24 protein-coding genes are annotated in these 24,307 nt (G+C 73.5%); 10 read left to right on the top strand and 14 right to left on the bottom strand.

What is annotated here, in order from left to right; all coding sequences use genetic code 11:
• Nucleotides 1-147 precede the first annotated feature (147 nt).
• The 5 genes from J4709_RS42065 to J4709_RS42045 all read right to left on the bottom strand — a co-directional run bounded on the left by J4709_RS42065 (nucleotide 148) and on the right by J4709_RS42045 (nucleotide 5,596).
• A complete protein-coding gene (locus J4709_RS42065; RefSeq protein WP_208250557.1) occupies nucleotides 148-858 on the bottom strand; it encodes a type II secretion system F family protein in 711 nt (236 codons plus the stop codon).
• Nucleotides 855-2,006, bottom strand: coding sequence for a TadA family conjugal transfer-associated ATPase (locus J4709_RS42060; RefSeq protein WP_208250551.1), 1,152 nt, complete (start codon nucleotides 2,004-2,006; stop codon nucleotides 855-857). The genes J4709_RS42065 and J4709_RS42060 overlap by 4 nt, the downstream gene beginning before the upstream one ends.
• Nucleotides 2,007-2,052: 46 nt before the next feature.
• Complete coding sequence (ssd, locus tag J4709_RS42055; RefSeq protein ID WP_208250547.1) at nucleotides 2,053-3,129, bottom strand: septum site-determining protein Ssd; 1,077 nt, start codon at nucleotides 3,127-3,129, stop codon at nucleotides 2,053-2,055.
• Between the two features lie 989 nt (nucleotides 3,130-4,118).
• Nucleotides 4,119-4,739, bottom strand: coding sequence for a pentapeptide repeat-containing protein (locus J4709_RS42050; protein ID WP_208250545.1), 621 nt, complete (start codon nucleotides 4,737-4,739; stop codon nucleotides 4,119-4,121).
• Between the two features lie 65 nt (nucleotides 4,740-4,804).
• On the bottom strand, nucleotides 4,805-5,596 hold the full coding sequence (locus tag J4709_RS42045; RefSeq protein ID WP_208250544.1) for a Fic family protein: 792 nt from the start codon (nucleotides 5,594-5,596) through the stop codon (nucleotides 4,805-4,807).
• Between the two features lie 246 nt (nucleotides 5,597-5,842).
• Between J4709_RS42045 and acs the strand changes: the two genes are divergently transcribed.
• From acs to J4709_RS42020, 5 genes are all read left to right on the top strand, one after another.
• Nucleotides 5,843-7,810: an acetate--CoA ligase gene (acs, locus tag J4709_RS42040; protein ID WP_208250543.1), complete on the top strand. Its 1,968-nt coding sequence runs from the start codon at nucleotides 5,843-5,845 to the stop codon at nucleotides 7,808-7,810.
• A 220-nt stretch (nucleotides 7,811-8,030) separates the two neighbouring features.
• On the top strand, nucleotides 8,031-9,275 hold the full coding sequence (gene nhaA / locus J4709_RS42035) for a Na+/H+ antiporter NhaA (RefSeq protein ID WP_208250542.1): 1,245 nt from the start codon (nucleotides 8,031-8,033) through the stop codon (nucleotides 9,273-9,275).
• A gap of 27 nt (nucleotides 9,276-9,302) precedes the next feature.
• Nucleotides 9,303-9,734 carry a phage holin family protein gene (locus J4709_RS42030; protein WP_208250541.1) on the top strand — a complete coding sequence of 144 codons (432 nt, stop codon included), beginning with the start codon at nucleotides 9,303-9,305 and terminating at the stop codon, nucleotides 9,732-9,734.
• Between the two features lie 8 nt (nucleotides 9,735-9,742).
• Entirely contained in the window at nucleotides 9,743-10,666 is a 924-nt protein-coding gene (locus J4709_RS42025; RefSeq protein WP_208250540.1) for an alpha/beta fold hydrolase, read from the top strand.
• A 66-nt stretch (nucleotides 10,667-10,732) separates the two neighbouring features.
• Nucleotides 10,733-11,191 carry a DUF309 domain-containing protein gene (locus J4709_RS42020; protein WP_208250538.1) on the top strand — a complete coding sequence of 153 codons (459 nt, stop codon included), beginning with the start codon at nucleotides 10,733-10,735 and terminating at the stop codon, nucleotides 11,189-11,191.
• Between the two features lie 10 nt (nucleotides 11,192-11,201).
• On the opposite strand, the gene J4709_RS42015 is transcribed toward J4709_RS42020, so the two are convergent.
• The 3 genes from J4709_RS42015 to nth form a co-directional block, all read right to left on the bottom strand.
• Complete coding sequence (locus tag J4709_RS42015) at nucleotides 11,202-12,398, bottom strand: MarP family serine protease (RefSeq protein ID WP_208250537.1); 1,197 nt, start codon at nucleotides 12,396-12,398, stop codon at nucleotides 11,202-11,204.
• Between the two features lie 174 nt (nucleotides 12,399-12,572).
• Nucleotides 12,573-13,232: an NUDIX hydrolase gene (locus J4709_RS42010; RefSeq protein WP_307802023.1), complete on the bottom strand. Its 660-nt coding sequence runs from the start codon at nucleotides 13,230-13,232 to the stop codon at nucleotides 12,573-12,575.
• 82 nt (nucleotides 13,233-13,314) lie between these two features.
• Nucleotides 13,315-13,971 (bottom strand): endonuclease III, encoded by a 657-nt coding sequence (gene nth, locus J4709_RS42005; protein ID WP_208250706.1) that lies wholly within the window; start codon nucleotides 13,969-13,971, stop codon nucleotides 13,315-13,317.
• Nucleotides 13,972-14,275: 304 nt separating this feature from the next.
• Between nth and J4709_RS55170 the strand changes: the two genes are divergently transcribed.
• Nucleotides 14,276-15,547 (top strand): PucR family transcriptional regulator, encoded by a 1,272-nt coding sequence (locus tag J4709_RS55170; protein WP_269757593.1) that lies wholly within the window; start codon nucleotides 14,276-14,278, stop codon nucleotides 15,545-15,547.
• A 19-nt stretch (nucleotides 15,548-15,566) separates the two neighbouring features.
• Here J4709_RS55170 and J4709_RS41995 read toward each other — a convergent pair whose 3' ends face one another.
• A complete protein-coding gene (locus J4709_RS41995; RefSeq protein WP_208250532.1) occupies nucleotides 15,567-17,024 on the bottom strand; it encodes a sigma-70 family RNA polymerase sigma factor in 1,458 nt (485 codons plus the stop codon).
• 182 nt (nucleotides 17,025-17,206) lie between these two features.
• Between J4709_RS41995 and J4709_RS41990 the strand changes: the two genes are divergently transcribed.
• Genes J4709_RS41990 through J4709_RS41980 form a run of 3 tightly spaced genes read left to right on the top strand, consistent with a single transcriptional unit; the run spans nucleotide 17,207 to nucleotide 20,054 of the window.
• Nucleotides 17,207-18,088, top strand: a complete 882-nt coding sequence (locus tag J4709_RS41990; protein WP_208250531.1) for an SDR family NAD(P)-dependent oxidoreductase — start codon at nucleotides 17,207-17,209, stop codon at nucleotides 18,086-18,088.
• Nucleotides 18,085-18,654, top strand: coding sequence for a carboxymuconolactone decarboxylase family protein (locus J4709_RS41985; protein ID WP_208250530.1), 570 nt, complete (start codon nucleotides 18,085-18,087; stop codon nucleotides 18,652-18,654). Before J4709_RS41990 ends, J4709_RS41985 begins: the two co-directional genes overlap by 4 nt.
• Nucleotides 18,655-18,701: 47 nt before the next feature.
• Nucleotides 18,702-20,054, top strand: a complete 1,353-nt coding sequence (locus J4709_RS41980) for an alpha/beta hydrolase (RefSeq protein WP_208250529.1) — start codon at nucleotides 18,702-18,704, stop codon at nucleotides 20,052-20,054.
• A gap of 74 nt (nucleotides 20,055-20,128) precedes the next feature.
• Here J4709_RS41980 and J4709_RS41975 read toward each other — a convergent pair whose 3' ends face one another.
• Nucleotides 20,129-20,755: a TetR/AcrR family transcriptional regulator gene (locus tag J4709_RS41975; protein ID WP_208250528.1), complete on the bottom strand. Its 627-nt coding sequence runs from the start codon at nucleotides 20,753-20,755 to the stop codon at nucleotides 20,129-20,131.
• Between the two features lie 209 nt (nucleotides 20,756-20,964).
• Here J4709_RS41975 and J4709_RS41970 point away from each other — a divergent pair, with 209 nt between their 5' ends.
• Nucleotides 20,965-21,651, top strand: coding sequence for a Crp/Fnr family transcriptional regulator (locus J4709_RS41970; protein WP_067483689.1), 687 nt, complete (start codon nucleotides 20,965-20,967; stop codon nucleotides 21,649-21,651).
• A gap of 52 nt (nucleotides 21,652-21,703) precedes the next feature.
• On the opposite strand, the gene J4709_RS41965 is transcribed toward J4709_RS41970, so the two are convergent.
• From J4709_RS41965 to sp36, 4 genes are all read right to left on the bottom strand, one after another.
• Nucleotides 21,704-22,621: an MBL fold metallo-hydrolase gene (locus J4709_RS41965; RefSeq protein ID WP_307802022.1), complete on the bottom strand. Its 918-nt coding sequence runs from the start codon at nucleotides 22,619-22,621 to the stop codon at nucleotides 21,704-21,706.
• A 10-nt stretch (nucleotides 22,622-22,631) separates the two neighbouring features.
• The gene (locus J4709_RS41960; RefSeq protein ID WP_208250695.1) at nucleotides 22,632-23,450 is read right to left on the bottom strand and encodes an NUDIX hydrolase; all 819 of its coding nucleotides are present in this window, start codon (nucleotides 23,448-23,450) and stop codon (nucleotides 22,632-22,634) included.
• Between the two features lie 140 nt (nucleotides 23,451-23,590).
• Nucleotides 23,591-24,052: a RidA family protein gene (locus J4709_RS41955; protein WP_208250527.1), complete on the bottom strand. Its 462-nt coding sequence runs from the start codon at nucleotides 24,050-24,052 to the stop codon at nucleotides 23,591-23,593.
• Between the two features lie 70 nt (nucleotides 24,053-24,122).
• A complete protein-coding gene (gene sp36, locus J4709_RS41950) occupies nucleotides 24,123-24,281 on the bottom strand; it encodes a Sp36 family protein (protein ID WP_021591512.1) in 159 nt (52 codons plus the stop codon).
• Between the last annotated feature and the right edge of the window lie 26 nt (nucleotides 24,282-24,307).

The following is a 24,307-nucleotide window of genomic DNA, read 5'->3' as shown; positions in this document are numbered from 1 at the left end:
GGCACCAGGGCGGTTGGCGGCGTTCTTGGGTCCTTTTGAGGTGCTTCCTTGGGTGTCGTCGAGGGCGTGCCGCGTTAGGTTTCGCGCGGCGGCCTGTCGGGCGCGGGTGGTCGGGGCGGGTTCTGGCCGGGGGTGGGGCTTGGTCGGCTAGGTGGGGGACTCGGCGGATTTGGCCAGGTGGCGGGTCCAGTAGAGGCCGGTCGCGTTGAAGGCGACGCCTGTGAGCAGGCAGGCGAGGCCGGGGATGGAGCCGCAGAGGAAGGTGAGGGGGTGAGCGCCCATGGCCGCGGCCAGGCCGACGCCGAGGAGCGGCAGGGTGGCGAGAAGGCGGGCCGTTGCGCGGGGGCCCGCCAGCTGGACCGAGACGTCCTGGCGTTGTGCTTCCTCGTCGCGGAGTGCGGCGGCCAAGCCGTCCAGGACGGTGGCGAGAGTGCCGCCGCGTTCGGTGCCGACGCGCCAGCAGGCGGCGAGGAGGCGCAGGCCCTCGGCGCCGGGCTCGTGCGCCAACTCGGTCAGGTGGTCGGGGATCGACGGGGGTGGGCGGCCGGGTTTCAGCAGCTCGGCGGCCACGTGCGGGTCGAGGACGGCGGCGGACAGCGCGAACGCCTCTTCCGGGGCTCGGCCCGCGGCGAGTTCTGCGGCCATCCCGTCGCAGAGTTCGATGATCGAGGTCCGGCGGCGGGCGGGCCTGCTCCTCCGCTCTCTGAACGCGTCGACGTGGGCGCGGAGGGCGGGGCCTCCTGGTGAAGGGGGCGGAACGAGGATGCGGGCGAGGCGCGCGCCGGCGGGGGACGGTCCGAGCAACAGCCAGGCCGACGCGGCGGAGCAGAGGGCGGCCAGCGCGATCGTGTGGGTCATGGCGTCCACCCCAGGCGGGACGCGAGGGCGTCGGCTCCCGCGGCCGCGATCGTCCGTCCGTCCGCGGTGAAGGTGACGGCAGGCAGGACGCCGACGAGGCCGTCGGCCGCGCGGCGCAGCAGGCAGACCTCGGCGACGCGGCGGCGGCCTCCGCCGGGTTCGCGGACCAGGTGGACGACGATGTCGAGGGCGGCGGCGAGCTGGCTGTGGACCGCCTCGCGGGAGAGGCCGGCGGCGCAGGCCAGTGCTTCCAGGCGTGCGGGGACGTCCGCCGCCGTGTTCGCGTGCAGGGTGCCGCAGCCGCCCTCGTGGCCGGTGTTCAATGCTTGGAGGAGGTCTGCGACTTCCCTGCCGCGAACCTCGCCGACCACTAGGCGGTCGGGGCGCATTCGGAGGGCTTGGCGGACCAGGTCGTTCAGGGTGACGCCGCCGGCGCCTTCCACGTTGGGTGGGCGGGCTTCTAGGCGGACGACGTGGGGATGCGTCGGACGCAGTTCGGCGGAGTCTTCGACGAGGAGAAGCCGCTCGCCTGGATTCGTTAGTGACAAAAGGCTGCTGAGCAGTGTGGTTTTGCCCGTGCCGGTCCCTCCGGTGATGAGGAACGCGGCGCGGGTCTCGATCAGTGCGGAGAGCAGGGCGGCGCCTTCGGGCGGGACGGTGCCGGTCGCGACGAGTTCGGCGAGGGTGAAGGCGCGGCGGCGCGGAAGGCGCAGGGAGAGGCACGTGCCGTTCGCGGCGACCGGTGGGAGGACGGCATGCAGCCGGACTCCGCCGGGGAGGCGCGCGTCGGCGTACGGGGCCGCGTCGTCGAGGCGGCGGCCCGCGGCGGCGGTGAGGCGCTGGGCCAGGCGGCGCACGGCGGCCTCGTCCGGGAATCGGACATCGGTGCGGACGAGCCCCGAGCCGGCGTCGACCCACACCTCGCCGGGCCCGTTCACCAGGACGTCCGTGACCTCTGGCGCCCGCAGCAGCGGTTCGAGCGGGCCGGCGCCGACGAACTCGGCGCGCAGTTCGTCGGTGAGCGCGAGGACCTCGCGGTCGCCGAGGAGCCGGTCCTCGGCGCGCAGCGCCGCCGCGACGCGTCCCGCGGTGGCCTCGCCGCCGGCGTCGGCGAGCCTGTCACGGACGGCCGACGACAGCCTGGTCATGCCGCCTCCGCACAGGTGATCGGCGTCTTCGGACGGTGCGCCGCCCTCATGCCGCCTCCTCGCGGTAGGCGTAGGGCTGGAGGGCGAGGTCGGCGAGGAGGCGGGCGCAGAAGTCGGCGAGGGGGCCGCGGCGGCAGGCGCGGGCGAGGCCGCCCTCCTCGACCGCGGCGGGGAGGCGGCGGTCGCGCTCGTAGGCGCCGGCGACGGGGAGGCCGAGGGCCTGGGTGACGGCGCCGGGTGTGAGGCCGCCCGGGGAGGGGCCCTGCACGACGAGGCGGAGGTCGGCGGTGTCGCGGCGCAGGGCGGCGGCGAGGCCGTCGGCGGCGACGGTGGCGCGGACCTCGGCCGGGACGAGCAGGAACGTGACGTCGGCGGCGCGCAGCGCGGCGCGGCCGATGTCGCCGGGGAAGCGGGGCACGTCGGCGACCACCAGGTCGAAGCCGCGGGCGGCGGCGTCGAGCAGGGACAGCACGGCCGCGTCGGTGATCGGTGCGGACTCGCCGCGCCGCCAGGACAGCACCGACAGCTCGCCGGCGGACGGGAGGGTGTCGCGGAGGGTGGCGGCGTTCAGCCGGCCGTTCCGTTCGGCGAGGTCGGGCCAGCGGGCGCCCTCGTGGCCTTCGAGGCCGAGCATGAGGTCGACGCCGCCGCCGAGCGGGTCGGCGTCGACGAGCAGGGTGCGCAGGCCGCTGCCGGCGGCGGCGAGGCCGAGCGCGGCGGACAGGACGCTGGCGCCCACGCCGCCGCGGGAGCCGACGACGCAGAGGGTGGTGGCGCGGTTGGCGTCGGGTTCGCCGGCGGCGGCGAACGCGTCGATGAGCCATTGCTCGTGGTCGGGCAGCACGGCGACGTCCTGCGCACCGATCCGGACGGCCGCCTGGTAGGCCTCGGGCGTGGCGGCGCCGGCGACGAGGACGACGCCGCCGCGGCGGGGCAGGCCGGCGGCCGCGACCTCGGCGGCGGCGTCGGCGCCGACCAGGACGAGCGCGGGCCAGGCCCAGGCGGCGCGGGCGTCGCCCGGGCCGGCGGCGACCTCGGCGTGCGCGTCGGCGGCCGCGGCGAGGCGGAGCAGGCCGTCGGCGACGGCGGGGTCGGCGGTGATGATCAGTGCGGCGATGTTCATCGGGTCCTCCAGTGCGGTCAGAGGACTCCAGCGTGCGGCGCCGCGGCGGGCGGATGAAAGCGTTCCGTAAATTGTGGATAACTCTCCGCGTCCTGTCGCCGGACGAGGAGAAACGACGCGGCGGGCGGACGGTGGCGTGGAGGATCTGACACGCCGCCGTCCGCCCGCCGCAGGTTTGGGCGACCCCCGCCGGGGGGGAGAGCGGGGGTCGCCTAACGGTCCGGCTCCGGGGGGGTAGAGCCGGTCCGTTTTCCCAAGAAAGTCTCGGGTGAGATCGGCTGAGCCGTTAGCAAGGCCGGTCTATAGGAGAGGCAAACTCGTTGCCTCCAGTCTAAGCAGATCCAACATATGCTGCCCGACCGCCATGAGTTCCGTCGAGCCGCAAAGTCGCCCGGAGGGCGGTGTTTATCCCCATCTGTCGATGGCGCAGCCCTCCGGATCCCCGTGCAGGGCGGCGGAACGGAGGCCGCAGGGGCCGTCCCCGCCCATACGGAGTGCAACGGTACGGAAGTGGGAGCGTACCGGAGAACCAAAGATTTTTCCGGCCGAGCCCCCGATCGGCGGCCGAAAAGAAACGATCACACTGCGTGATCGTTTTGGCGGCCGGAGCGGCCGTTGCGGATAGCCCGAAATTGCGTGATTCGCCCCTTATCCGGCGAAGAAGCCGAGTGCGGCGGCGCGGCGGGCGGCCGTCGCGGACCGTCCGGATTTGCGAATAGGGGCTTGTCATCAGGGCGAATGAGGCGTAGACAGGGTCTACGGACCACGTGTCCGCGCACGGCAGCCGGGCACCCACGCGCGACCAGCCGCGGGAGGCGCGCCGAGACGGGCTTGACCCGATCCGGCGAATGTGAGGTGCACGCTTGGTAACCCGGTGTGACGTGGTAGGCGACGGCGCTCCCTGGCGAGCGCCGTTCGCTGTGCCGGCGCCCCGCCGCCCAAGCCCGGCCACCCAAAACCCGACATCAGCGCCCCGCCGCGAGGGGCCGTCAGTCGCCGCGCACGTCCAGGCCGAGGGCCGTCGCCAGCACGACCGCCTGGTACGGGTCGATGACCGCGCCCTTCAGCTCGACCGTGCCCGGGTCGACCGACGAGAGGTCGCTCCCGCGCAGGTCGCAGCCGGACAGGTCGGCGCGGTGCAGCGAGGCTCCCGACAGGTCGAGGCCGCGCAGCGTGGCGCCCGCGCACCGCGCGCCCGTGAGGTCGGCCTCACGCAGCCGGACGCCGGTGAACGACGCGCGCCGCAGGTCGGCGCCGGGCAGCCCGGTGAACGACCAGTCGCCACCGGACACCTTCATCAGGTCGTGCGCGCAGCCGTCGAAGAGCCCGCCGACGACCTTGCAGCCGGCGAACGTCGCGTCGAAGAGGTTGCAGCGGACGAACGTGCAGTTCAGGAACGCCGCGTCGGTGTGCGTCGACGCGTTGAACCGGACGCCGCGGAAGGTGCACTCGGTGAACACCGCGCCGGCGCCGGACGCCTCGGTCATGTCGACGTCCACGAACAGGACGCGTTCGTGTTGTTCGCCGGTCAGGTCGCGCGAGTCCCAGTCGGCGGACGCGATGGTGGTCTCGGTGGGCGCCGCCGGGCGCCCATCCATCCGTTCGGCCATCAGCCCAGCATGGCTGCCGCCACCGACAAGACAGGCACCGACAAGACGCGCACCGACAAGATGTGTCAGCCGCGCATGAAGGCTTCGCAGATGGCCTGCGAGTCGCGGGCCGCCGCTGCGACGGCGGCCGAGCAGTGCGCGACCCACTGGGCGACGCCCTCGGACGTCCCCGACGCATAGGCGCGCAGTGCCTCGGCATAGTCGCCGGCGAGTTCGGCATGGCCGACCTCTGGGGCGACCAAGGATTTCGGGTCGAGGCCGCGGGCGACGAGCGTGATCCGCTGCGCGGCGCGGGCGATGATGCCGTCGCCCCAGCCGAACGGGCGCAGCGTCAGCAGCTCGCCGTGCACGATGGCGGCGACGACGAGTGCGGGGGCCTTGGTCGGCTGCGTGAGAAGCCCGCTGAGCGCGTCCAGCCGTGCCGCGACCTCCGCGGCCGACGGCGGGTCGCCGAGCCCGAGGACGTCCTTGACCTGCTGGTCGTCGGTACGGGGACGGCCGAGGTCGGCGGTGTCGACGGCGTCCGCCGCGGCGAGCACGTGCAGCCGCGCGAGCACCTGGCGGGGCGCCTGCCGCCAGGTCTCGGTGAGCGTGCCGAGTTCCGCCGAGACCCGCAGCGCCCCCTGGACGACCGGGTCCGTCGGGTTCTCGGTGGTACGCAGGTCCTCAAGGGTGACCGAGGCGCCTTCCAGCACGGCGGACGCGCGCGCGCCGCGCAGCGCCGACTCCGTGGACACCTCCGCGCTGCGGCGCCGCAGGATGCGGTGTCCGAGCAGCCGGTCCACGGCGGAGCGCGCGTCGGCGACGGCGTCCTCGACGCCGGGCAGGTTCGCTATCTGAGCAAGGGCATCGGTCACGGCCCGACCCTATGCGGTCGCCGGTATCGCTCGCGCAACCCCCCTGCGCGCGCGTAGAACGGAAGCGGTTCCCGAGGCGCAGCACTGGGAAGGCACTGTGTGTCGGGCATCACACAGCATCATCCGGAGCCGAGGGCGCCGGTCGCGCTCTTCCTCGACACTCGGGAATGCGGCCTTGTGGGGGCGGGACCTTCCTGGTGAAGTGGGGATACCGGGCGACCCCCGTTCAGCTAGAAGGAGTACGCGTTGAGCCAGAGCCAAGAGACACTGTCGAACCTTCTGCAGGAGACGCGGAGCTTCCCCCCGCCCGCCGAGCTCGCCGAAGCGGCGAACGTCAAGGCCGAGGCGTACGACGAGGCCGCCGCGGACCGCCTGGGCTACTGGGCGAAGCAGGCCGAGCGGCTGACCTGGTCCAAGCGCTGGGACGAGATCCTGGACTGGAGCAACCCGCCGTTCGCCAAGTGGTTCGTGGGGGGCGAGCTGAACGCCGCCTACAACTGCGTCGACCGGCACGTCGAGGCCGGCCTCGGCGCGAAGGTCGCCTACCACTGGGAGGGCGAGCCCGGCGACACCCGCACGATCACCTACGCGGACCTGCAGCGGGAGGTGAACAAGGCCGCGAACGCGCTGCTGGAGCTCGGCGTCCGCAAGGGCGACCGGGTCGCGATCTACCTCCCGATGATCCCGGAGCTGCCGATCTCGATGCTCGCGTGCGCGCGGATCGGCGCCACCCACTCGGTGGTGTTCGGCGGCTTCTCCTCCGAGGCGCTGCGCACCCGCATCGACGACGCGCAGGCCAAGCTCGTCATCACCGCCGACGGCGGGTACCGGCGCGGCAAGCCGTCCGCGCTGAAGCCGACCGTGGACGAGGCGGTCGCGCAGACCCCGACGATCGAGCACGTGCTGGTCGTCCGCCGCACCGGCGAGGACGTCGCGGAGAACGAGCGGGACGTCTGGTGGCAGGACCTGGTGGAGCGGCAGAGCGACGAGCACACCGCCGAGCCCATGGACGCCGAGCACCCCCTGTACATCCTGTACACCTCGGGCACCACGGGTAAGCCGAAGGGCATCCTGCACACCACGGGCGGATACCTGACGCAGTGCGCCTACACCCACAACGCGGTGTTCGACCTGAAGCCGGAGACGGACGTCTACTGGTGCTCCGCCGACATCGGCTGGGTGACGGGCCACTCCTACATCGTGTACGGGCCGCTCGCCAACGGCGCGACCAGCGTGATGTACGAGGGGACGCCGGACACGCCCAACAAGGGCCGCTGGTGGGATCTCATCCAGAAGTACAAGGTGTCCATCTTCTACACGGCGCCCACGGCGATCCGCACGTTCATGAAGTGGGGCGACGACATCCCGGCGCAGTACGACCTGTCGTCGCTGCGGGTGCTGGGGTCGGTGGGCGAGCCCATCAACCCGGAGGCCTACGTCTGGTACCGGGAGAACATCGGCGCCGGCCGGACGCCGGTGGTGGACACGTGGTGGCAGACCGAGACCGGCGGCATCATGATCAGCCCGCTGCCGGGCGTGGCGGCCGCCAAGCCGGGCGCGGCGATGCGCCCGCTGCCGGGCGTGTCCGCGGAGGTGGTGGACGACCAGGGCGAGCCGGTGCCGAACGGCGGCGGCGGGTTCCTGGTGCTCACCGAGCCGTGGCCGGGCATGCTCCGGACGGTCTGGGGCGACGACGAGCGGTACATCAAGACGTACTGGTCGCGCTTCGAGGGCAAGTACTTCGCCGGTGACGGCGCGAAGAAGGACGAGGACGGCGACATCTGGCTGCTCGGCCGGGTCGACGACGTGATGCTGGTGTCCGGGCACAACATCTCCACCACGGAGGTGGAGTCGGCGCTGGTGTCGCACCCGAAGGTCGCCGAGGCGGCGGTCGTCGGCGCGACGGACCCGGTGACCGGGCAGGCGATCGTGTCGTTCGTGATCCCGCGCGGCAGCGCCGGCGAGGAGGTCGAGGGCGCGGAGTTCCTGAAGGAGCTGCGCGACCACGTCGCGAGGACGCTCGGCCCGATCGCCAAGCCGCGGCAGATCATGATGGTGCCGGAGCTGCCGAAGACCCGGTCCGGCAAGATCATGCGGCGGCTGCTGCGGGACGTGGCGGAGAACCGCAGCATCGGCGACGTCTCGACGCTCGCCGACAGCACGGTGATGGACCTGATCTCCGAGAAGCTGCCCGGCTCCAAGTCCGAGGACTGACCGGAGCGCAGGTCGCGGCGGACGGCCCGCGGCGGGGTGCCGGAAACGGCGCCCGGCCGCGGGCCGTCGCACGTCCGGGGTGCTCGGCGGGGTGATCGGGCGGGTAGCCTGGTGATCAGGTGTGCCGGGAAGTCTGGTCGGCGATGGACGCCCCCTCTCGCCGTCGGCGTGCGGGCGGGGCTCCGCGTCCGGACCGTCGCCACCTTCCGGGGGTTGATTCATGCCGCGCCCGTCCACCACGTCCGGCAAGCGCCGTATCGCCCATGTCTGGCCGTTCCGTCCGACGGTGCGGTACGGCGGTCAGGTCGCCGCGGCGCTGCGCACCGAGACGGTCGGCGGCATCGTCATGCTCCTCGCGACGGTCGCCGCGCTGGTCTGGGCGAACACCCCGTGGGCCGACGCCTACAAGAGCCTGCAGTCGCATGACCTGACCCCGCACTGGCTGCACCTCGAGCACATGGACGTGCAGCACTGGGCGTCCGGCGGGCTGCTCGCGGTGTTCTTCTTCATCGCGGGCCTGGAGCTGCGCGAGGAGCTGACGCACGGGGAGCTGCGCGACCCGCGGGACGCGGCGCTGCCGGTGATCGCGGCGGCGGCGGGGGTGGCGGTGCCGGCGCTGATCTTCGTCGCGGTGAGCGCGGGCGAGCCGGGGGCGCTGCGCGGCTGGGCGGTGCCGACGGCGACCGACATCGCGTTCGCCTTGGCCGTGCTGGCGGTGACGTTCTCGTCGTGCCCGGCGCCGCTGCGCGCGTTCCTCCTGACGCTGGCCGTGGTGGACGACCTCATAGCCATCACCATCATCGCGCTGTTCTACACGGAGACACTGCACTGGACGTGGCTGGCCATAGGCGTCGTCCTCATCGTGCTGTACGGGCTGCTGCAGGCCAGGAACGTACGGTCGCCATGGCTGTACCTGCCGCTCGCGGTGCTCGCCTGGTACTGCGTGCAGCGCAGCGGGATCCACGCGACCGTCGCGGGTGTCGCCCTGGGCATGCTGACCAGTTCCAAGGAGACGCCCGATGGCCGGCCCACCAACGCCGAGCGGGCCGACCATGTCCTGCGGCCGTTCTCGGCGGGGTTCTGCGTGCCGGTGTTCGCGTTCCTGTCGGCGGGCGTCGCGCTCAGCGGGTCCGCGCTGAACGCCGTCCTCGGCGATCGGGTGGCCCTCGGTGTGATCTGCGGTTTGGTGATCGGTAAGTTCGTGGGGGTCTTCGGGGGAGCATGGTCGGCCGTCCGGCTCGGCCTGGCGACGCTCGGGGAGGAACTGCGCTGGCGGGAGATCGCGGGAGTCGCGATGCTCGCCGGGGTGGGTTTCACCGTTTCCCTGCTGATCGGCGGTTTGGCCTATACCGACCCGTCCCGATTCGAGAGAGTGACGACTGCGGTCCTGATCGCGAGCATCATCGCCTCGGCGGCCGCCGCCGTCGTCTTCCGGAGGCGGGCGCGCCCGCGCCCGGCGGAGTGACGGCCGACCTGGAAGGAGAGGAGCGCCATGTCCGAGGCACTGCCCGGCGGGAGCGTTGAGGACAAGTCCCTCGGCGAGCTCGTCGCACTGGCGTCCGGCAACGTCTCCGCACTGGTCAGGGCGGAGATCGACCTGGCCAAGCTGGAGCTGAAGGCGGACGCGAAGAAGGCCGCCTACGGCAGCCTGATGTTCACCATCGCCGCGCTGATGGGCGGGCTGATCGTCATCCTGCTGTCGATCGCGCTCGCCTACGGGCTCGTCGCGCTGGGCCTGTCCCACTGGCTGGCGTTCCTGGCCGTCTCCGGGATCTACCTGGTCCTCGCGGGCGGCCTGATCGGCTTCGGCTACCTGCGCATCCGCAAGATCGACGGGGCGAAGCGGACGCGCAAGACGCTCAAGGACGACTTCGCGGCGCTCCGCCACCGCGGCGACTCGGACACCCCCGCGCTGACGGACTGAACCACGCCATGTCCGGGCACGACACGTCCCTGGTCGAGGTCGACGGACCGTGGACGCACCGCGCCGTCAGCGCCGGCGGGACCCGGTTCCACGTCGCCGAGGCCGGAGAGGGGCCGCTGGTCCTGCTGCTGCACGGGTTCCCGCAGTTCTGGTGGTCGTGGCACCACCAGCTGGTGTCGCTGGCGAACGCCGGATACCGGGCGGTCGCGGTGGACCTGCGCGGGTACGGCGGCAGCGACAAGCCGCCGCGCGGGTACGACCTGATCACCCTCGCCGGGGACGCGGCGGGGCTGGTGCGCGCGCTCGGCGAGCCGAACGCGGTCGTGTGCGGGCACGACTGGGGCGGGCTGCTCGCATGGACGACGGCGGTGTACCACCCGAAGACCGTGCAGCGGCTGGCGGTGGTCGGTGCGCCGCATCCGCTGCGGCTGCGGCAGTCGGTGCTCGGCGATCCGCGCGGGCAGGGCCGTGCGGCGCGGCACACGTTCGCCTTCCAGGTGCCGATGTGGCCGGAGCGGCGCCTCGTCCGCGACGACGGGGAACTCGCGGGCCGGCTCCTGCGCGACTGGTCGGGCCCGGGGTGGCCGGACGAGCGGACGGAACGCTTCGCGCGCAAGGCGGTGCAGATCCCGGGGACGGCGCACTGCGCGCTGGAGTACCACCGGTGGCTCATCAGGTCGCAGGCCCGTCCGGACGGCATCCGCTACGCGCACCGTATGCGCACCCCTGTCCAGGCGCCCACGCTCCAACTGCACGGTGCCCTCGACACGTGCACGCTGCCGTCCAGCGCCCAGGGGTCCGGACGGTACGTCGCGGCGCCCTACCGCTGGAAGCTCATCGAAGGGGCGGGCCACTTCCCGCACCAGGAGCGTCCACGCGCGTTCGACGCGCAGCTTCTCGGATGGCTCGCCGACCCGGAACCCGACAGCTGACCTAGGCCGGCCCCCAGGACGCAGGCCCGGCCCTAGAGCGGCCGAGGACCCGCGTACCGTGGAGGCATGCGGGATCGTGACGAGTCCGGACGCCCACGCAACGCACGGCCACGCGACGCGTACGGCCGTCCGCTGCCGCACGGCGCCTCCGGTGTGCCGACCATGCCGGACGACCTCGACCTGCCGCCCGATGAGGCCCTGGTGGAGGCGCAGCGCCTGCTGGACGAGGACCGGCCCTTCCACGCACACGAGGTCCTCGAAGCCGTCTGGAAGGGCGCTCCGGAGCCGGAACGGGAGCTGTGGAGAGGGCTCGCCCAGGTCGCCGTGGGGATCACGCACCTGCGGCGCGGGAACCTGCGCGGCGCGCAGGCGCTGCTGAGCCGCGCCGCCGACCGCATCGAGCCGTACGCCGGCGCCCCACCGCACGGCATCGACGTGGACGGCATAGTCCGGCAGGCGCGCGCGCTGGCCGAACAGCCGGACGACCCGCATGCCCCGGTGAAGCTCCGCCTCACCGCGCCCTGAGGAAGGGCGATCAGTCGGAGCAGCCCTGCGTGTCGACCGCCTTGGTGAGCGACGCGCCCTGCTTGGCGTCCGGCAGGACCTCCTCGGACGTCAGCGCGTACCCGGTCGACGGCGTGTCCAGCGCCGCCGCGAAGATCACGCCGTAGACGCGGCCGTCGGTGGACAGCAGCGGCCCGCCGGAGTTGCCCGGCTCGACCTTCCCGCGGATCGCGTAGATCTCCCGGCTGACCTGCCCGGTGTGGTAGATGTCCGGGCCGCGCGCGGTCTGCCGGGCGCGGATCCGGGCGGCGCCCGGCGTGAACGGCTGGTTCTTCGGGAACCCGGCGATGATCGCGCTGTCGCGGACCCGCGCCTCCCCGGCGAACTTCAGCGGCTGCGCGTCCAGCCCCGGCACGTACAGCACCGCGATGTCGCGCTTCGGGTCGTACAGCACGACGTGGCCGCGGGTCCGGTCGCCGGTGCGCGACTCCACCACCGACGAGCCCTGGGCGCCCGCGACGACGTGCGCGTTCGTCATGATGTGCTGCGGCGCGAACACGAACCCGGTGCCCTCGATGCGGCGCTGGCACTGCGGCGCGGTGCTGACGACCTTGACGATGCTGTTCTTGGACTCGCGCAGCCCCGCGGTGTTCAGCACCGACTCGTCCGGCGGCGGCACCTGCACCACCGACTCGCCGCCGAGCCCGTTGAACACCTGCGGGAACTCGCTGCTCTTCACGAACCCCTGGAACGAGGTGAACCAGGTCTGCGCCTGCGCGGGCATCACCCCGTTGATGCCCTTGATGATCGTCGAGCCCTTGACCTGGGTGCGCACCGGCTTGAACTCCGAGTTCGCCACCAGGTTCCCGAAGAACCAGGCGACGACCAGCAGCGACAGCGCGCTGACGAAGGTGCCGCCGACCGCGTCCGCGGTGCGCGCGTTCAGCCCGGTCACCCGGTTGCGCAGCACCGCGCCGACCGACGAGGCGATCAGCTGCCCGAGCGTGGCGGCCAGGAATGCCACCACGATGGCCAGCAGCGCCTGCTGCGCGGCCCCGTTGACGGTGGCCTCGGCGATCGGCGGCGCGATGAGCACCCCGATCACCCCGCCGCCGACGAAGCCGACGAAGCTCAGCAGGCTGACGATGAACCCCTGCCGGTACCCCGAGACTCCGAACAGCACGACGAGCACGAGCAGGATGAGATCGAGAACGTGGTCGTGCAGCACCGCTTCACCGTATAGTGCGCCGGGCCCGCTTCACGTCCCCTCGACGGACCAGTTTGGCCGGGCGCGAATGACCGTGCAGGGCGACGCGGCGGCGGTGCCGTCCGCGCCCGGACTGACGCCGAGCCCCTGACCTGCGCCGATCCGGGCCGGTGCGAACCGCGCTGGGAGGACCGGTCAGTCGCGGGCCGCGAGGGTCAGCACGTCCGGCGGCAGGTCCTCCACGTGACCGGTGTCCCAGGGGCGGTCCCAGCCGCCCGCGACCAGCACCTGCGTCAGCACCGCGGCGGTGAACCCCCACACCAGCATGCCGCCGGCGCGGAACGCCGGGCCCATCTTGATCCCGGACGGGTGCCGGACCGTCAGCCGGTTCGCCGGGTCGGCCAGGTCGGCGATCGGGACCCGGGCCACCAGCGCGACCTCGCCCGGATGGCCGGGCGCGACCTCCGACGGCTCCCGCCACCAGCCCGCGACGGGCGTGACGCGGTGCCGGCTGTGCGACAGGTGCAGCTCGGGGAGCGTGCAGATCACGTCCACGCCGGCCGGCTCGACGCCGGCCTCCTCCCACGCCTCGCGCAGCGCCGCCGCGACCGGGCCGTCGTCGCCGGGGTCGATCCGGCCGCCGGGGAACGCGGGCTGCCCGGCGTGCTTGGACAGCGTCGCGGCCCGCTCGGTGAGCAGCACGTCCGGGCCGTCCGGGCCCTCGCCGAACAGGATCAGCACGGCGGCGGCGCGGGCGCCGGGCGCCGGCTCGAACATCGGCGGGACCGGCATCCGCGGCGCCTCGGCGCGGAACCGGTCGAGCCACGGCGGGCAGGTGGATGCGATCTCGGTCACGCCACTCCCAACTCCGGAACGCCCGCGTTCCTTCCCGATGGGAACGGTTCCATCACCCCGCGGGCTCGCGGACGGGCGCCGCTCACGAGAACGGGCCGGGCTTGACGAGCTTGCCCGCCGCCTCCGCGTCCACCGGGCCCGTCCCGTAGGCCGGGCAGTCCTTCGCGAGCGGGCACGCCCCGCAGGCGGGACGGCGCGCGTGGCAGATCCGGCGGCCGTGCCAGATCAGCCGGTGCGACAGCATCGTCCAGTCCTTGCGGGGGAACATCTCGCCGATCTGCTTCTCGACCTTCACCGGGTCGTCCTCGTCGGTCCAGCCGAACCGGCCGACCAGGCGCCCGAAGTGGGTGTCGACGGTGATGCCCGGCACGTCGAAGGCGTTGCCGAGCACGACGTTGGCGGTCTTGCGGCCGACGCCGGGCAGCGTGACGAGGTCTTCGAGCCGTCCGGGGACCTCGCCGCCGAACCGGTCGCGCAGCGCGGCCGACAGGCCCATCACCGACTTGGTCTTCGCGCGGAAGAATCCGGTCGGCTTCAGCAGCGCCTCGACGTCCTCGGGGTCGGCGGCGGCCAGGTCCTCCGGCGCCGGGTACTTCGCGAACAGGGCGGGGGTCGTCAGGTTCACCCGCTTGTCGGTGGTCTGCGCCGACAGGACGGTCGCGACCAGCAGCTGGAACGGGGTGCCGAAGTCCAGCTCGCAGTGCGCGTCGGGATAGGTCTCGGCGAGCACCCGGTTCATCCGGCGTGCGCGCCGCACCAGCCCGGTCCTGGTCTCGTCGCGGAACCTGCGCGCCCGCGCCGCCCCGCCCGGCACCTGCGCCTTGGGCTGCCCCTTGGCCGGCGCCTTGGCCTGGGCCTTCTCGTCCTGCGCGCGCGCCCGCGCCTTACCGCCCGCCTCCGCGCTCATGCCGGCTCCGTCGTCATACGGCAAGCCTAGGACCTCACCCCCGCCGGCGGTGGCCGAGAAATTTCAGGCCAAGCGCGTAATGGCCGGGGGTTCCCGCCGTCTCTTCAGCACGTCGTACCCCGCGAAGGAGATCTCATTGTCTGACTTCAGCCAGGTGGTTTCCCTTCCCGTGCGCCGCATCGACCTAGGGTTGTCCTTCGCCGGCTCCGCGCGGCTGGCCGGCGCGCTGCGCCCCCAGGTGCCCGCCGTCGCCGAGGAGGCGGCGCGCCGGATCGAGAAGCGGCTCCCGGAGTTCGTCCGGCCGCACGACCCCCGGTACGCCCGGGGCCTGGAGACCGCCGTGGAGTGCGCCATCGGCCACTTCCTGGACCTGCTGGCCGACCAGGGCGTCTCGTCGGCCGACGTGCTGGACTTCTGGCGGCGGGTCGGCGCCGGCGAGGCGGGCGAGGGGCGCACGCTCGACTCCTGGCACACGGCGATCCGGATCGGCGCGGGGGTCGCGGTCGAGGAGCTCACCGAGCGCGCAGGGCGGCTCGGCTACCGGGCCGACGCGTCCACCATGGCGGGCATCACCCATGCGATGTTCGACTACATGAACCAGCTCGCGGCGGCCGTCTCCGAGGGCCACGCCGACGCCGCCGCGCGGGCCGCCGGGTCGCAGCAGGACCACCGGCGGCGGCTGCTCGACCTGCTGCTGGACGAGCCCGCCCCCGCCGCGCGGGACCTGCGGGAGGCGGCCGGCGAGGCGTCCTGGGCGCTGCCCCGGACGGTCGCGGCGGTCGCGCTGCGCGAGCGCGGGCCCGAGACGCGGCGCCCGTCGCTGCCGCCGGACGTGCTGCTCGGCCTGCACCGCGCCGAGCCGTGCCTGATCGTCCCGGACCCGGAGGGCCCCGGCCGCGCCCGGCTGCTGGAGCGGCGGCTGGACGGCTGGACCGCCGCGATCGGCCCGGCCGTCGAGCCGACCGGCGCGGCGCGGTCGCTGCGCTGGGCGCGCGACGCGCTGGACCTGGCCGACGAGGGCCTGATCGACCGGGACGCGGCCGGTCCGGACGCGCCGATCGCCGCCGAGCTGCACATGCCGATCATCGTGATGATGCGGGAGCGGGACCTGGTCGAGAAGGTGATCGAGCGGCGGCTCGCGCCGCTGCTGGCGGCCCGCCCGGCGCAGCGGCACCGGCTCGCCGAGACGCTGCTGGCCTCGCTGGAGTGCGGGTTCAACGCGACGGCGGTCTCCGGGCACCTGCACGTGCACCCGCAGACCGTCCGGTACCGGTTCCGGCAGCTGGAGGAGCTGTTCGGCGACACCATCCAGGCGACGTCGGACCGGCTGGAGCTGCACATGGCGCTGCGGGCGTGGCTCGCGCTCAACCCCGAGCCGTCCGCGCGCGAGCAGCTCCGCTACGGGTGATCCTCGTGCGCGGGGAGGGTCAGCTCACGGCCCAGCCTTGGGCGGCCATCCCCGCGTACGAGGAGGGCTTCAGCGTCACCGGCTGCAGGCCGGACCAGCTCGCCTGCAGGAACCAGCCGTCGCCGTTGGCGAGCCGGTACACGCCGCCGAACTTCACGAGCTTCCACACCTGGTTGGCGCCGCCGCAGGACGCCATCACGACGGAGTACTCCTGCCCGCCCTCCCACATGGGTCCGGCCGAGAGCTGCCCGCGCGCCATGCACTTCCCGGTGGACATGCTGGTCAGCGTGAAGCCGCCGCCGGTGTTCTTGCGCCGCCACGTCGTCGCGGAGCCGCTGCACGCGCGCTGGACGACGTTCGTACCGCTGGGGGCCAGGCAGGACTGCAAGGTCGTGTTGCGCACCCGGTAAGGGCCGGCTCCTCCCGGACTGCCCGCCGCCGGAGCGCCGCCGCCGGCACCGGGCAGCCCGTGCCCGCCGACGGGCTTCTTCCCGGACGCGTGGTCGGGCGCCCGCGACTCCTGGTCGGGCGCGCCGGAGGCCGCGGGGGACGCGGGCGCGGCGGCCGGCGGCGCGGCGCGCGTCGTGCCCGGCCGGTGGTCGCCGTCGCCGCCTCCGCCGCCCGTCGCGAACAGGACGGCCAGGACCAGCGCCCCCGCGGCCGCCGCGACGCCCGCCGGGACGGCCCACGCGGGGAACGACGCGGCCGGCGCGAGGCCCCCGAACGGGGCGGACGGCGCGGCCAGCAGCACGGCGCCGATCGGGAGCGCGCGCCGCAGCCGCCCGTTCAGGTCGGACATCTCCTCGGCCGTGCGGCGGCACCGCTCGCAGGACTCCAGGTGGCGGCGCAGCGCGCGGCTGCGGCGCCGGCCCGGCCGGCGGACGGACGCGGCGAGCTGCGCGGTGTACTCCGCGCAGTCCGGATGCCCCTCGCAGCTCGCGGCGAGGTAGGCCTGCCGCAGCCCCTCGCGCGCGCGGAAGGACAGCTGCGCGACCGCGCCCGCCTCCATGCCGAGGATCTCCGCGACGCGCTGGAGCGGCTCGTCCTCGATGACCGTGTGCCACAGGACGGTCTGCCAGCGCTCGGGCAGCGACCGGAACGCGCGGACGAGGGCGTCCATCTCGTCGACGTCGGGCAGTTCCTCGGGCGGGCCGTCGGCCCACTCGGCGACCTGGTCGGTGACGACGGTGCGGCGGTCGGAGCGGGCCCAGTCGACGGCCGCGTTCCGCACGACCGTGTACAGGTACGGCCGGCAGGCCTCGCGGGGGCCGCGGCCCTGGCGCAGCGCCGCGAGCGTCCGCGCGAACGCCTCGCTGGCCAGATCCTCGGCGAGGTACTGGTCGCGGACGAGCCCCCGGGCATAGCCGAGGACCGCCGCGTGGTGCCGCCGGTACAGCTCGTCCGACGCCCGTTCGTCGCCCGCGCCGGCGGCGGCCGCCAGATCGGCGTCCGGCTCGGTCCCCACGCCTGTCACCACGACGACATCCAACCCAGAGCACGCATCTGATCACAACCCTCGTAGGTCGCCATCCGCCGCCCCTTTAGACGCCCGATTGCTCACTTCATTACGAGGTTTCACGAAGTTCCGTGAGCAATCCGGGCGCCGACCCCGCGCCGCCTTAAAAAGACGGGTGTGTTTTTTTATGCTACGGTCCGGGCATGATCTACGTCTCCGCACGCTGGAGGGCCACGCTCGCGGGCCGGCGCGTGCTGATCACCGGGGCGGCGCGCGGCATCGGCGCGGCACTCGCCGCCCGGCTGCACGAGCGCGGCGCGCGGACCGCCCTGGCCGGCCTCGAACCGGACCTGCTCGCCGCCGTCGCCGCCGGCTGCGGCGACGCCCCCTGGTGGACGTGCGACGTGACCGACCGCGACCGGGTCCGCACCGTCGTAGACGAGGCGGCGCGCGCGCTCGGCGGGCTGGACGTCGTCATAGCGAACGCCGGTGTCGCGGCCCAGATGCCGATCGTCGGCGGCGACCCGGCGGTGCTGGAGCAGAGCCTTCGGGTCAACGTGCTCGGAGCCCACAACACCCTTTCGGCCGCCGGTCCGCACATCAGCCACCGGCGCGGCTATGCCCTGACCATCGCGTCGCTCGCCGCCGCCGTCCACCTCCCCTTGCTCGGCGCCTACAGCGCGTCCAAGGCGGCGGCCGAGGCGCTCGGCGACACGCTGCGCATCGAGCTGCGTCCATGGGGCGCCAAGGCCGGCGTCGCCTACTTCGCGGAACTCGACACCGACATGACCAGCCGCGGCTTCGGCACCGAGGCCGCCGCCGCGCTCACCCAGGGCGCGCGCGGCGCGGCGCTGGTGTCGCGGGTCGCGCCCCTCAAGGCCGGGATCGACGCGCTGGAGCGCGGCATCGCCCACCGGTCCCGCCGGATCGTCGCGCCCTGGTGGGTCGCCGGGGCACTGCCCGCGCGCGCGGCGATCCAGCCCGTGGTGGACCGGCTCGTCCAGCCCAAGCTGCGCGGCGCGCTGGAGATCGCGCGCGAGGAGCAGGCCGCCCTGACCACCCCGCAAGCGGACCGCGCGCTGTGAGCGCCGAACCGCGGGTGGCCCCCGGCGGCATCCGGGACGTCGGGCCGCTCAACTGGCTGATCTGCGCCGTCTCCGGACGCGTCGCCGGGACCGGGCCGCCCAACCTGTTCCTGACCCTCGCGCGGCGGCGCGGCCTGTTCCGCGGCTGGCTGTGGTTCGGCGGGCGCCTCATGCCGGGCGGGAAGCTGAAGCGCCGCGAGACCGAACTGGTGATCCTGCGCGTCGCCCACCTGCGCGAATGCCGCTACGAGTTCGACCACCACGTGCGTCTCGCCCGCCGCGCCGGGGTCCGGTCCGCGGACGTCGAACGGCTCAAGGAGGGTCCGGACGCGGGCGGCTGGAACCCCCGCGAGCAGGCGATCCTCGCCGCCGCCGACGAGCTGCACCACCGGCGGGACCTGTCCGACGAGACCTGGGCGCGGCTGCGCGCACGCCTGACCGAACCCGAATGCGTCGAGCTGTGCATGCTCGCCGGCCACTACGAGATGCTCGCGACCGTGATCACCGCGCTGCGCGTGCGCCCCGACGTCCCCCTCAAGCACCGCTCACCCCGGCCACGCCGCTGACCCGCTAGCCCGTCCGCAACGCTGACCCCGGCCCCCAGGAGGTCCGAATGCGCACACGACGGTTCATCACCACGACGCTGCTGCTCGCCGGAACCCCCGGCCTGGTCGCCGTCGGAGCATGGCGGCCCGCCGCCGCCGCGCAGACCTCCGCGTCCGTGCGGTTCTTCGATGCCGACGGCATCCATGTGGAGCGGGTCCAGCGGATCGACGAGCGGCAGTACGCCGTCCGGGTCAGCACCGCCGCGCTAGGGCGGGCCGTGGACGTCCGCGTCCTGCTGCCGACGGGCTACACGCAGCGGAAGTCCGCCCGGTATCCCGTCCTGTACCTGTTCCACGGGACGGGCGGCCGCGCGTCCGACTGGGTGCAGAAGGGCGACGCCGAGGCCACCACCGCCGGGAAACCGCTGATCACCGTCATGCCGGACGCCGGATTCGACGGCGACGGCGGCGGCTGGTTCACCGACTGGGCGGACCCGAAGACCAAGCTCGGCCCGTCCCGCTGGGAGACGTTCCACGTCGGGCAGCTCGTCCCGTGGATCGACCGCAACCTGCGGACGGTCGCCGCCCGGCGCGGCAGGGCGATCGCGGGCCTGTCGCAGGGCGGGTTCGGAGCGATGAGCTACGCCGCCCGGCACCCCGACATGTTCGGTTCCGCGACGTCGTTCTCCGGCGCCCCCGACATCGCCTACGACCCGGTCACCGCGGCCGGCGCGTACGGCGTGATCTCCTATGTCGCGGCCGTCGAGGACGGCGTCCCGCCCGACGCGCTCTTCGGCTCGCGGTTCACCGACGCGATCAACTGGCGCGGCCACGACCCCGCCACCCTCGCGACGAACCTGCGCGCGACCCGGCTGTCGCTGTACACCGCCACCGGCTTCCCAGGGCCGCTCGACAAGGGCGTCCCGGACCCGGCGGCGATGGGGATCGAGGCCCTCACCCACCAGTCGACGCTGAGCTTCCACCGCCGGATCCAGGGGCTGGGGATCGCGAGCCGGTTCGACGACTACACCTTCGGCACGCACACGTTCCCGTACTGGGCGCGCGACCTGCGGCAGGAGATCGGCCCGCTGATGCGCGCGTTCGCCCGTCCGGCCCGTCCGCCGGCGCGCGTCTCCTACACCTCGATCGACCAGGCGTGGTCCCAGTGGGGCTGGACGATCTCCTTCGACCGGCGCGCACCCCGCGAGTTCAGCAGCCTCAGCGACGCCACCGCCAAGGGCTTCACCCTCCAGGCCAGCGGCACCGCCACCATCACGACCCCGCCGTCCTACCGCCCGCGGACCCGCTACACCATCACGACGGGAACCCGCCGCATCACAACCAAGGCCACCGCGTCCGGCCGCCTCACCTTCCCCCTCCCGCTCTCCCACAAGACCCACGTCAAGATCACCCGCAGCTGACACCTCGTTGAGTTGCGGCGTGTCGGCCTTATGCGGCGGTTTTTAAGGCCGACACGCCGCAAGTCAACGAAAGGTCAGCCTTCGAGGAGGCCGGAGCGGGCCAGGCTGCGGACGTGGTCGACGATCGGCGGGCCGACGGCGCGCAGCGCGGCCATGTCGCCGGACGCGATGGCAGGGGTCACCATCGTCCCGACCGCCGCGACGACGACCTGGCAGGCGAACCGCGCCCGCTCCCCGGTCGCGCCCATCAGGTCGGCGAGCGCCGCGGCCAGGTCGCGCTGGACGGCCGAGCGCCGCGCGACCGCCTCGGGGCCCGCGGCGAACACCTCCACCAGGAACACCCGCGCGTAGCCGGGCTCGGACGCGAGGACGTCCAGGTAGACGGTGATCGCCCGCTCGAACCGGTCGGCGGGGTCGGCGCCGCCCTGCACGGCCTGCGCGAGCCGGTCGCGCACCAGGTCGCCGGCCTGGTCGAACGCCGCCATGAAGCAGTCGAGCTTGGAGGAGAACAGCCGGTAGAAGCTCTGCCGCGACACCCGGGCCCGCTTCAGCACGTCCTCCACGGACGTGCCGGCGTAGCCCTTCTCGGTCATCGCCTCGGCCATGGCCGACAGCAGGCGCCCGCGATGGACGCGGTCGACCTCCGCACGGGACAGCGCGTGGCGGCCCCGCGGGAGCCGGGACGGCGAGGACTGCGGCACGTGATCACGATAGAGCACCGGCCCGCGGCGCACGCCCGTCCGGAAAACGGGGATGAGACCGGTGTGATGGCATTCACCGGATGGTCCGTACACTGGGCGAACGGGATCGTGGAGGCGGTCCTGCGTTTCGGCGCGCCGTGACCCTACCTTCACGTACGCGGTGGGACGTACGTCACACTATGCATGTAGGTGTTTCGAGGAGGAGAAGCGTGACCGACCGCGACGTGGACGTTCTGAGCAGAGCACCGCTCTTCGAGGCCCTCGACGAGCAGGGCGCCAAGGCGCTGCGCGCCAACGTGACGGAGGTGCGCCTGGCCCGCGGCCAGACGCTCTTCAACGAGGGGGAGACGGGCGACCGGCTGTACGTCGTCCTCGAAGGCAAGATCAAGCTGACCCGGACGGCGCCGGACGGCCGGGAGAACCTGCTGAGCGTGCTCGGCCCGAGCGAGATGTTCGGCGAGCTGTCGCTGTTCGACCCGCGGCCCCGCACCGCCAGCGCGATCGCGGTGACCGAGTGCCGGCTGGCCGGGCTCGGGCACGACGACCTGCGGCCGTGGCTGACCGGGCACCCCGAGGTCGCCGTGCAGCTGCTCCGCGCGCTCGCTCAGCGGCTCCGCAAGACCAACGACGTGATGGCCGACCTGGTCTTCACCGACGTGCCGGGCCGCGTGGCGAAGGCGCTGCTGGACCTCGCCGAGCGGTTCGGGCAGCCGTCCGAGGCGGGCCTGCACGTGCACCACGACCTCACCCAGGAGGAGCTGGCGCAGCTCGTCGGCGCGTCCCGGGAGACGGTCAACAAGGCCCTCGCCGACTTCGCGCAGCGCAACTGGCTGCGGATCGAGGCGCGCGCCGTGGTGATCCTCGACATCGAGCGGCTGCGCAAGCGCTCCAAGTAGGGGCGCCGGGCGGCCCGCCCGTCCCGGCCTCCGCTCAGCGGCGCGCGGCGGGTCAGGGGCGTTCGTTCAGGTAGTCCAGCTGCGACTGGACGGACCATTCGGCCGCCGGCCACAGCGTCCGGTCGACGTCGGCGTAGACGATCTCGACGACCTCCCGGGCGGTGCGGGCGCCGCCGGCGACGGCGGCCTCGACCTGCGCGAGGCGTTCGCGGCGGTGGTCGATGTAGTGGTCGAGGGCGGCCAGCGGGTCGTCCAGCTTCGGACCGTGACCGGGGAGGATCACGGCCGCCTCCCGGTCGGCGGAGAACGTCCGCAGCCGGTCCAGCGAGCTGAGGTAGTCGCCCAGCTTGCCCTCCAGCACGGTGGTGCCGTAGCCGAGGACGGTGTCCCCGGTGAGGACGGCGCGGTCCGCCGGCAGCCAGAACGTGAGCGAGTCGTCGCTGTGGCCCGGGGTCTCCATGATCCGCAGTTCGAGGCCGCCGGTGGTGACGACGTCGCCCTCGCCGAGCCCCTCGTCGCCGAGCCGGTGCCGCGGATCGAGCGCCCGGACCTTGACGCCCCCGCCCGCGATCTCGGCGAACCGCGCGGCCCCGGCCGAGTGGTCGGGGTGGCCGTGGGTGAGCAGGACGAGCCCGACCCGGCGGCCCTGGCCCGCGATGACGTCGGCGACGCGGCGCAGGTGCTTGCCGTCCTTCGGGCCGGGGTCGACGACGACGACCTCTTCGGCGCCCGGTTCCCCGATGATCCAGGTGTTGGTGCCGTCCAGGGTCATCGCGGACGGGTTCGGTGCGAGCACGCAGGTCGCCCGTTCCGTGCCCATCCCATCGATCTCGCTCATATCGCCCATCCTGCCCGAGGCCCGATCGGGGTGGCGGACCGGGTTCCAGCCCAGCGTCTCGAGGTGCCGCAGCACGGACGTGCCGGCCAGCCGCCACATGACGGCCCTCGACCACGGCACCCGGCGCGTCACGTCCCGCCCCTCAGCCCTTCGGGTAGTACTGGGCCGCCTTCTCCGGCAGCACCAGCCACGCCTCGCCGTCGATGATCTCCGCGGTGGGCTCGTGCACGACGATCTCGCGGGGCGCGGCGAGCACGTCCGCGACCGTGTCGAACGCGGCCAGCTCGCTCAGCGTCGCCAGGGTCGGCGGCAGCATGAACCACTCGCCGGCCTGGGCCCGCTCCACGGCCTCCGCCGGGCGCACCCACGCGACCTGGTCGGCCTCGGTGCTGACGTCGCGCGCGCGCTGCCCCTCGGGCATCGCGGCGACGAAGAACCGGGTGTCGTAGCGCTTCGGCTCGATCTTCGGGGTGATCCAGTGCGCCCACGGGCGCAGCAGGTCCGAGCGCAGCACGAGGCCGCGCCGGTCCAGGAACCCGCCGAACGACTGGGAGCGGTCCAACAGGGCCTGCCGGTCGGCCTCCCAGTCGTCGCCGCGGGTGTCGTCCACGACCGAGTCGCCGGTCGGGCCGGCCAGCAGGACGAGCGTCTCCTCGAACGTCTCCCGGACCGCCGCGCACACCAGCTCGCGGGCGGTCTTCTCGTCGGCCTTGAACGCCGCGCCCCACTCCGCCGGGGACGGCCCCGACCAGCCGAGGTCGGCCTCGCCGTCGCGCGGGTCGACCGAGCCGCCGGGGAAGACGTAGGCGCCGGGCGCGAACGCCATGGACCGCACCCGGCGCAGCATGAACGCCTGGATCCCGTGCCGGTCGTGATCGCGCAGGACGACGACGGTGGCGGCGTGCCGGGCGGCGGCCGGCTGCGCCCGGCCGGACAGGATGTCGTCGATCTGGTCCCGCATCGTCTCCGGCAGCTTCAGCCCGTTCACCATCGCCCCGCCCCACTCGTCGCACTCATGGCGGTTCATTCGGACATACCGAATGGCGTTCCGTCAACCCCGGGGTCCCGGGGGCGGGGCGACCGCCGGGACCCGGGCGCGGGTCAGGAGACCTCGGCGATCAGCTCGACCTCGACGGGCACGTCGCGCGGCAGCACGGCGACGCCCACGGCGCTGCGCGCGTGCTTGCCCGCGTCCCCGAACACCTCGCCCAGCAGGTCGCTGGCGCCGTTGATCACCTGCGGCTGGCCGTGGAAGCCCGGGGCGGACGCGACGAACCCGACGACCTTGACGATCCGCACCACCCGCGACAGCTCGCCGAGCTCGGCCTTCAGCGCCGCGATGCAGTTCAGCGCGCAGATCCGCGCCTGCTCGGCGGCCTGCTCCAGCGTCACCTCCGCGCCGACCTTGCCGGTCACCTTGAGCTCGCCCTTCACCAGCGGGACCTGCCCGGAGGTGTAGACGAGCGAGCCCGTGCGGGCGGTCGGCACGTACGACGCGAGCGGCGTCACGACCTCCGGCAGCTCCAGCCCCAGCTCGGTGATGCGCTCTTCGGGCGTGCTCATGGCGTTCCTCCTCGTTGAGGCGTTCGGGTCTCTCGGCGGCGGGTCTTCTCGGCGGCCCGGTCCCGTCCGGTCAGGACTGGACCTCGCGCTTGAAGTAGGCCACCAGGTTCTCCGGGTTCGGGCCCGGCAGCACGGTGACGAGCTCCCACCCGTCCTGGCCCCAGTTGTCGAGGATCTGCTTGGTCGCGTGCACCAGCAGCGGAACGGTCGCGTACTCCCACTTCTTCATGGGTTTCAGCCTAGCGATCAGCCCGC

It is taken from the genome of Actinomadura violacea, from assembly GCF_017573465.1.
GTDB classification, from domain to species: Bacteria; Actinomycetota; Actinomycetes; order Streptosporangiales; family Streptosporangiaceae; genus Spirillospora; species Spirillospora violacea.
The sequence above is the reverse complement of the archived record's forward strand: the minus strand, read 5'-3'. Positions and strand labels throughout refer to the sequence as shown.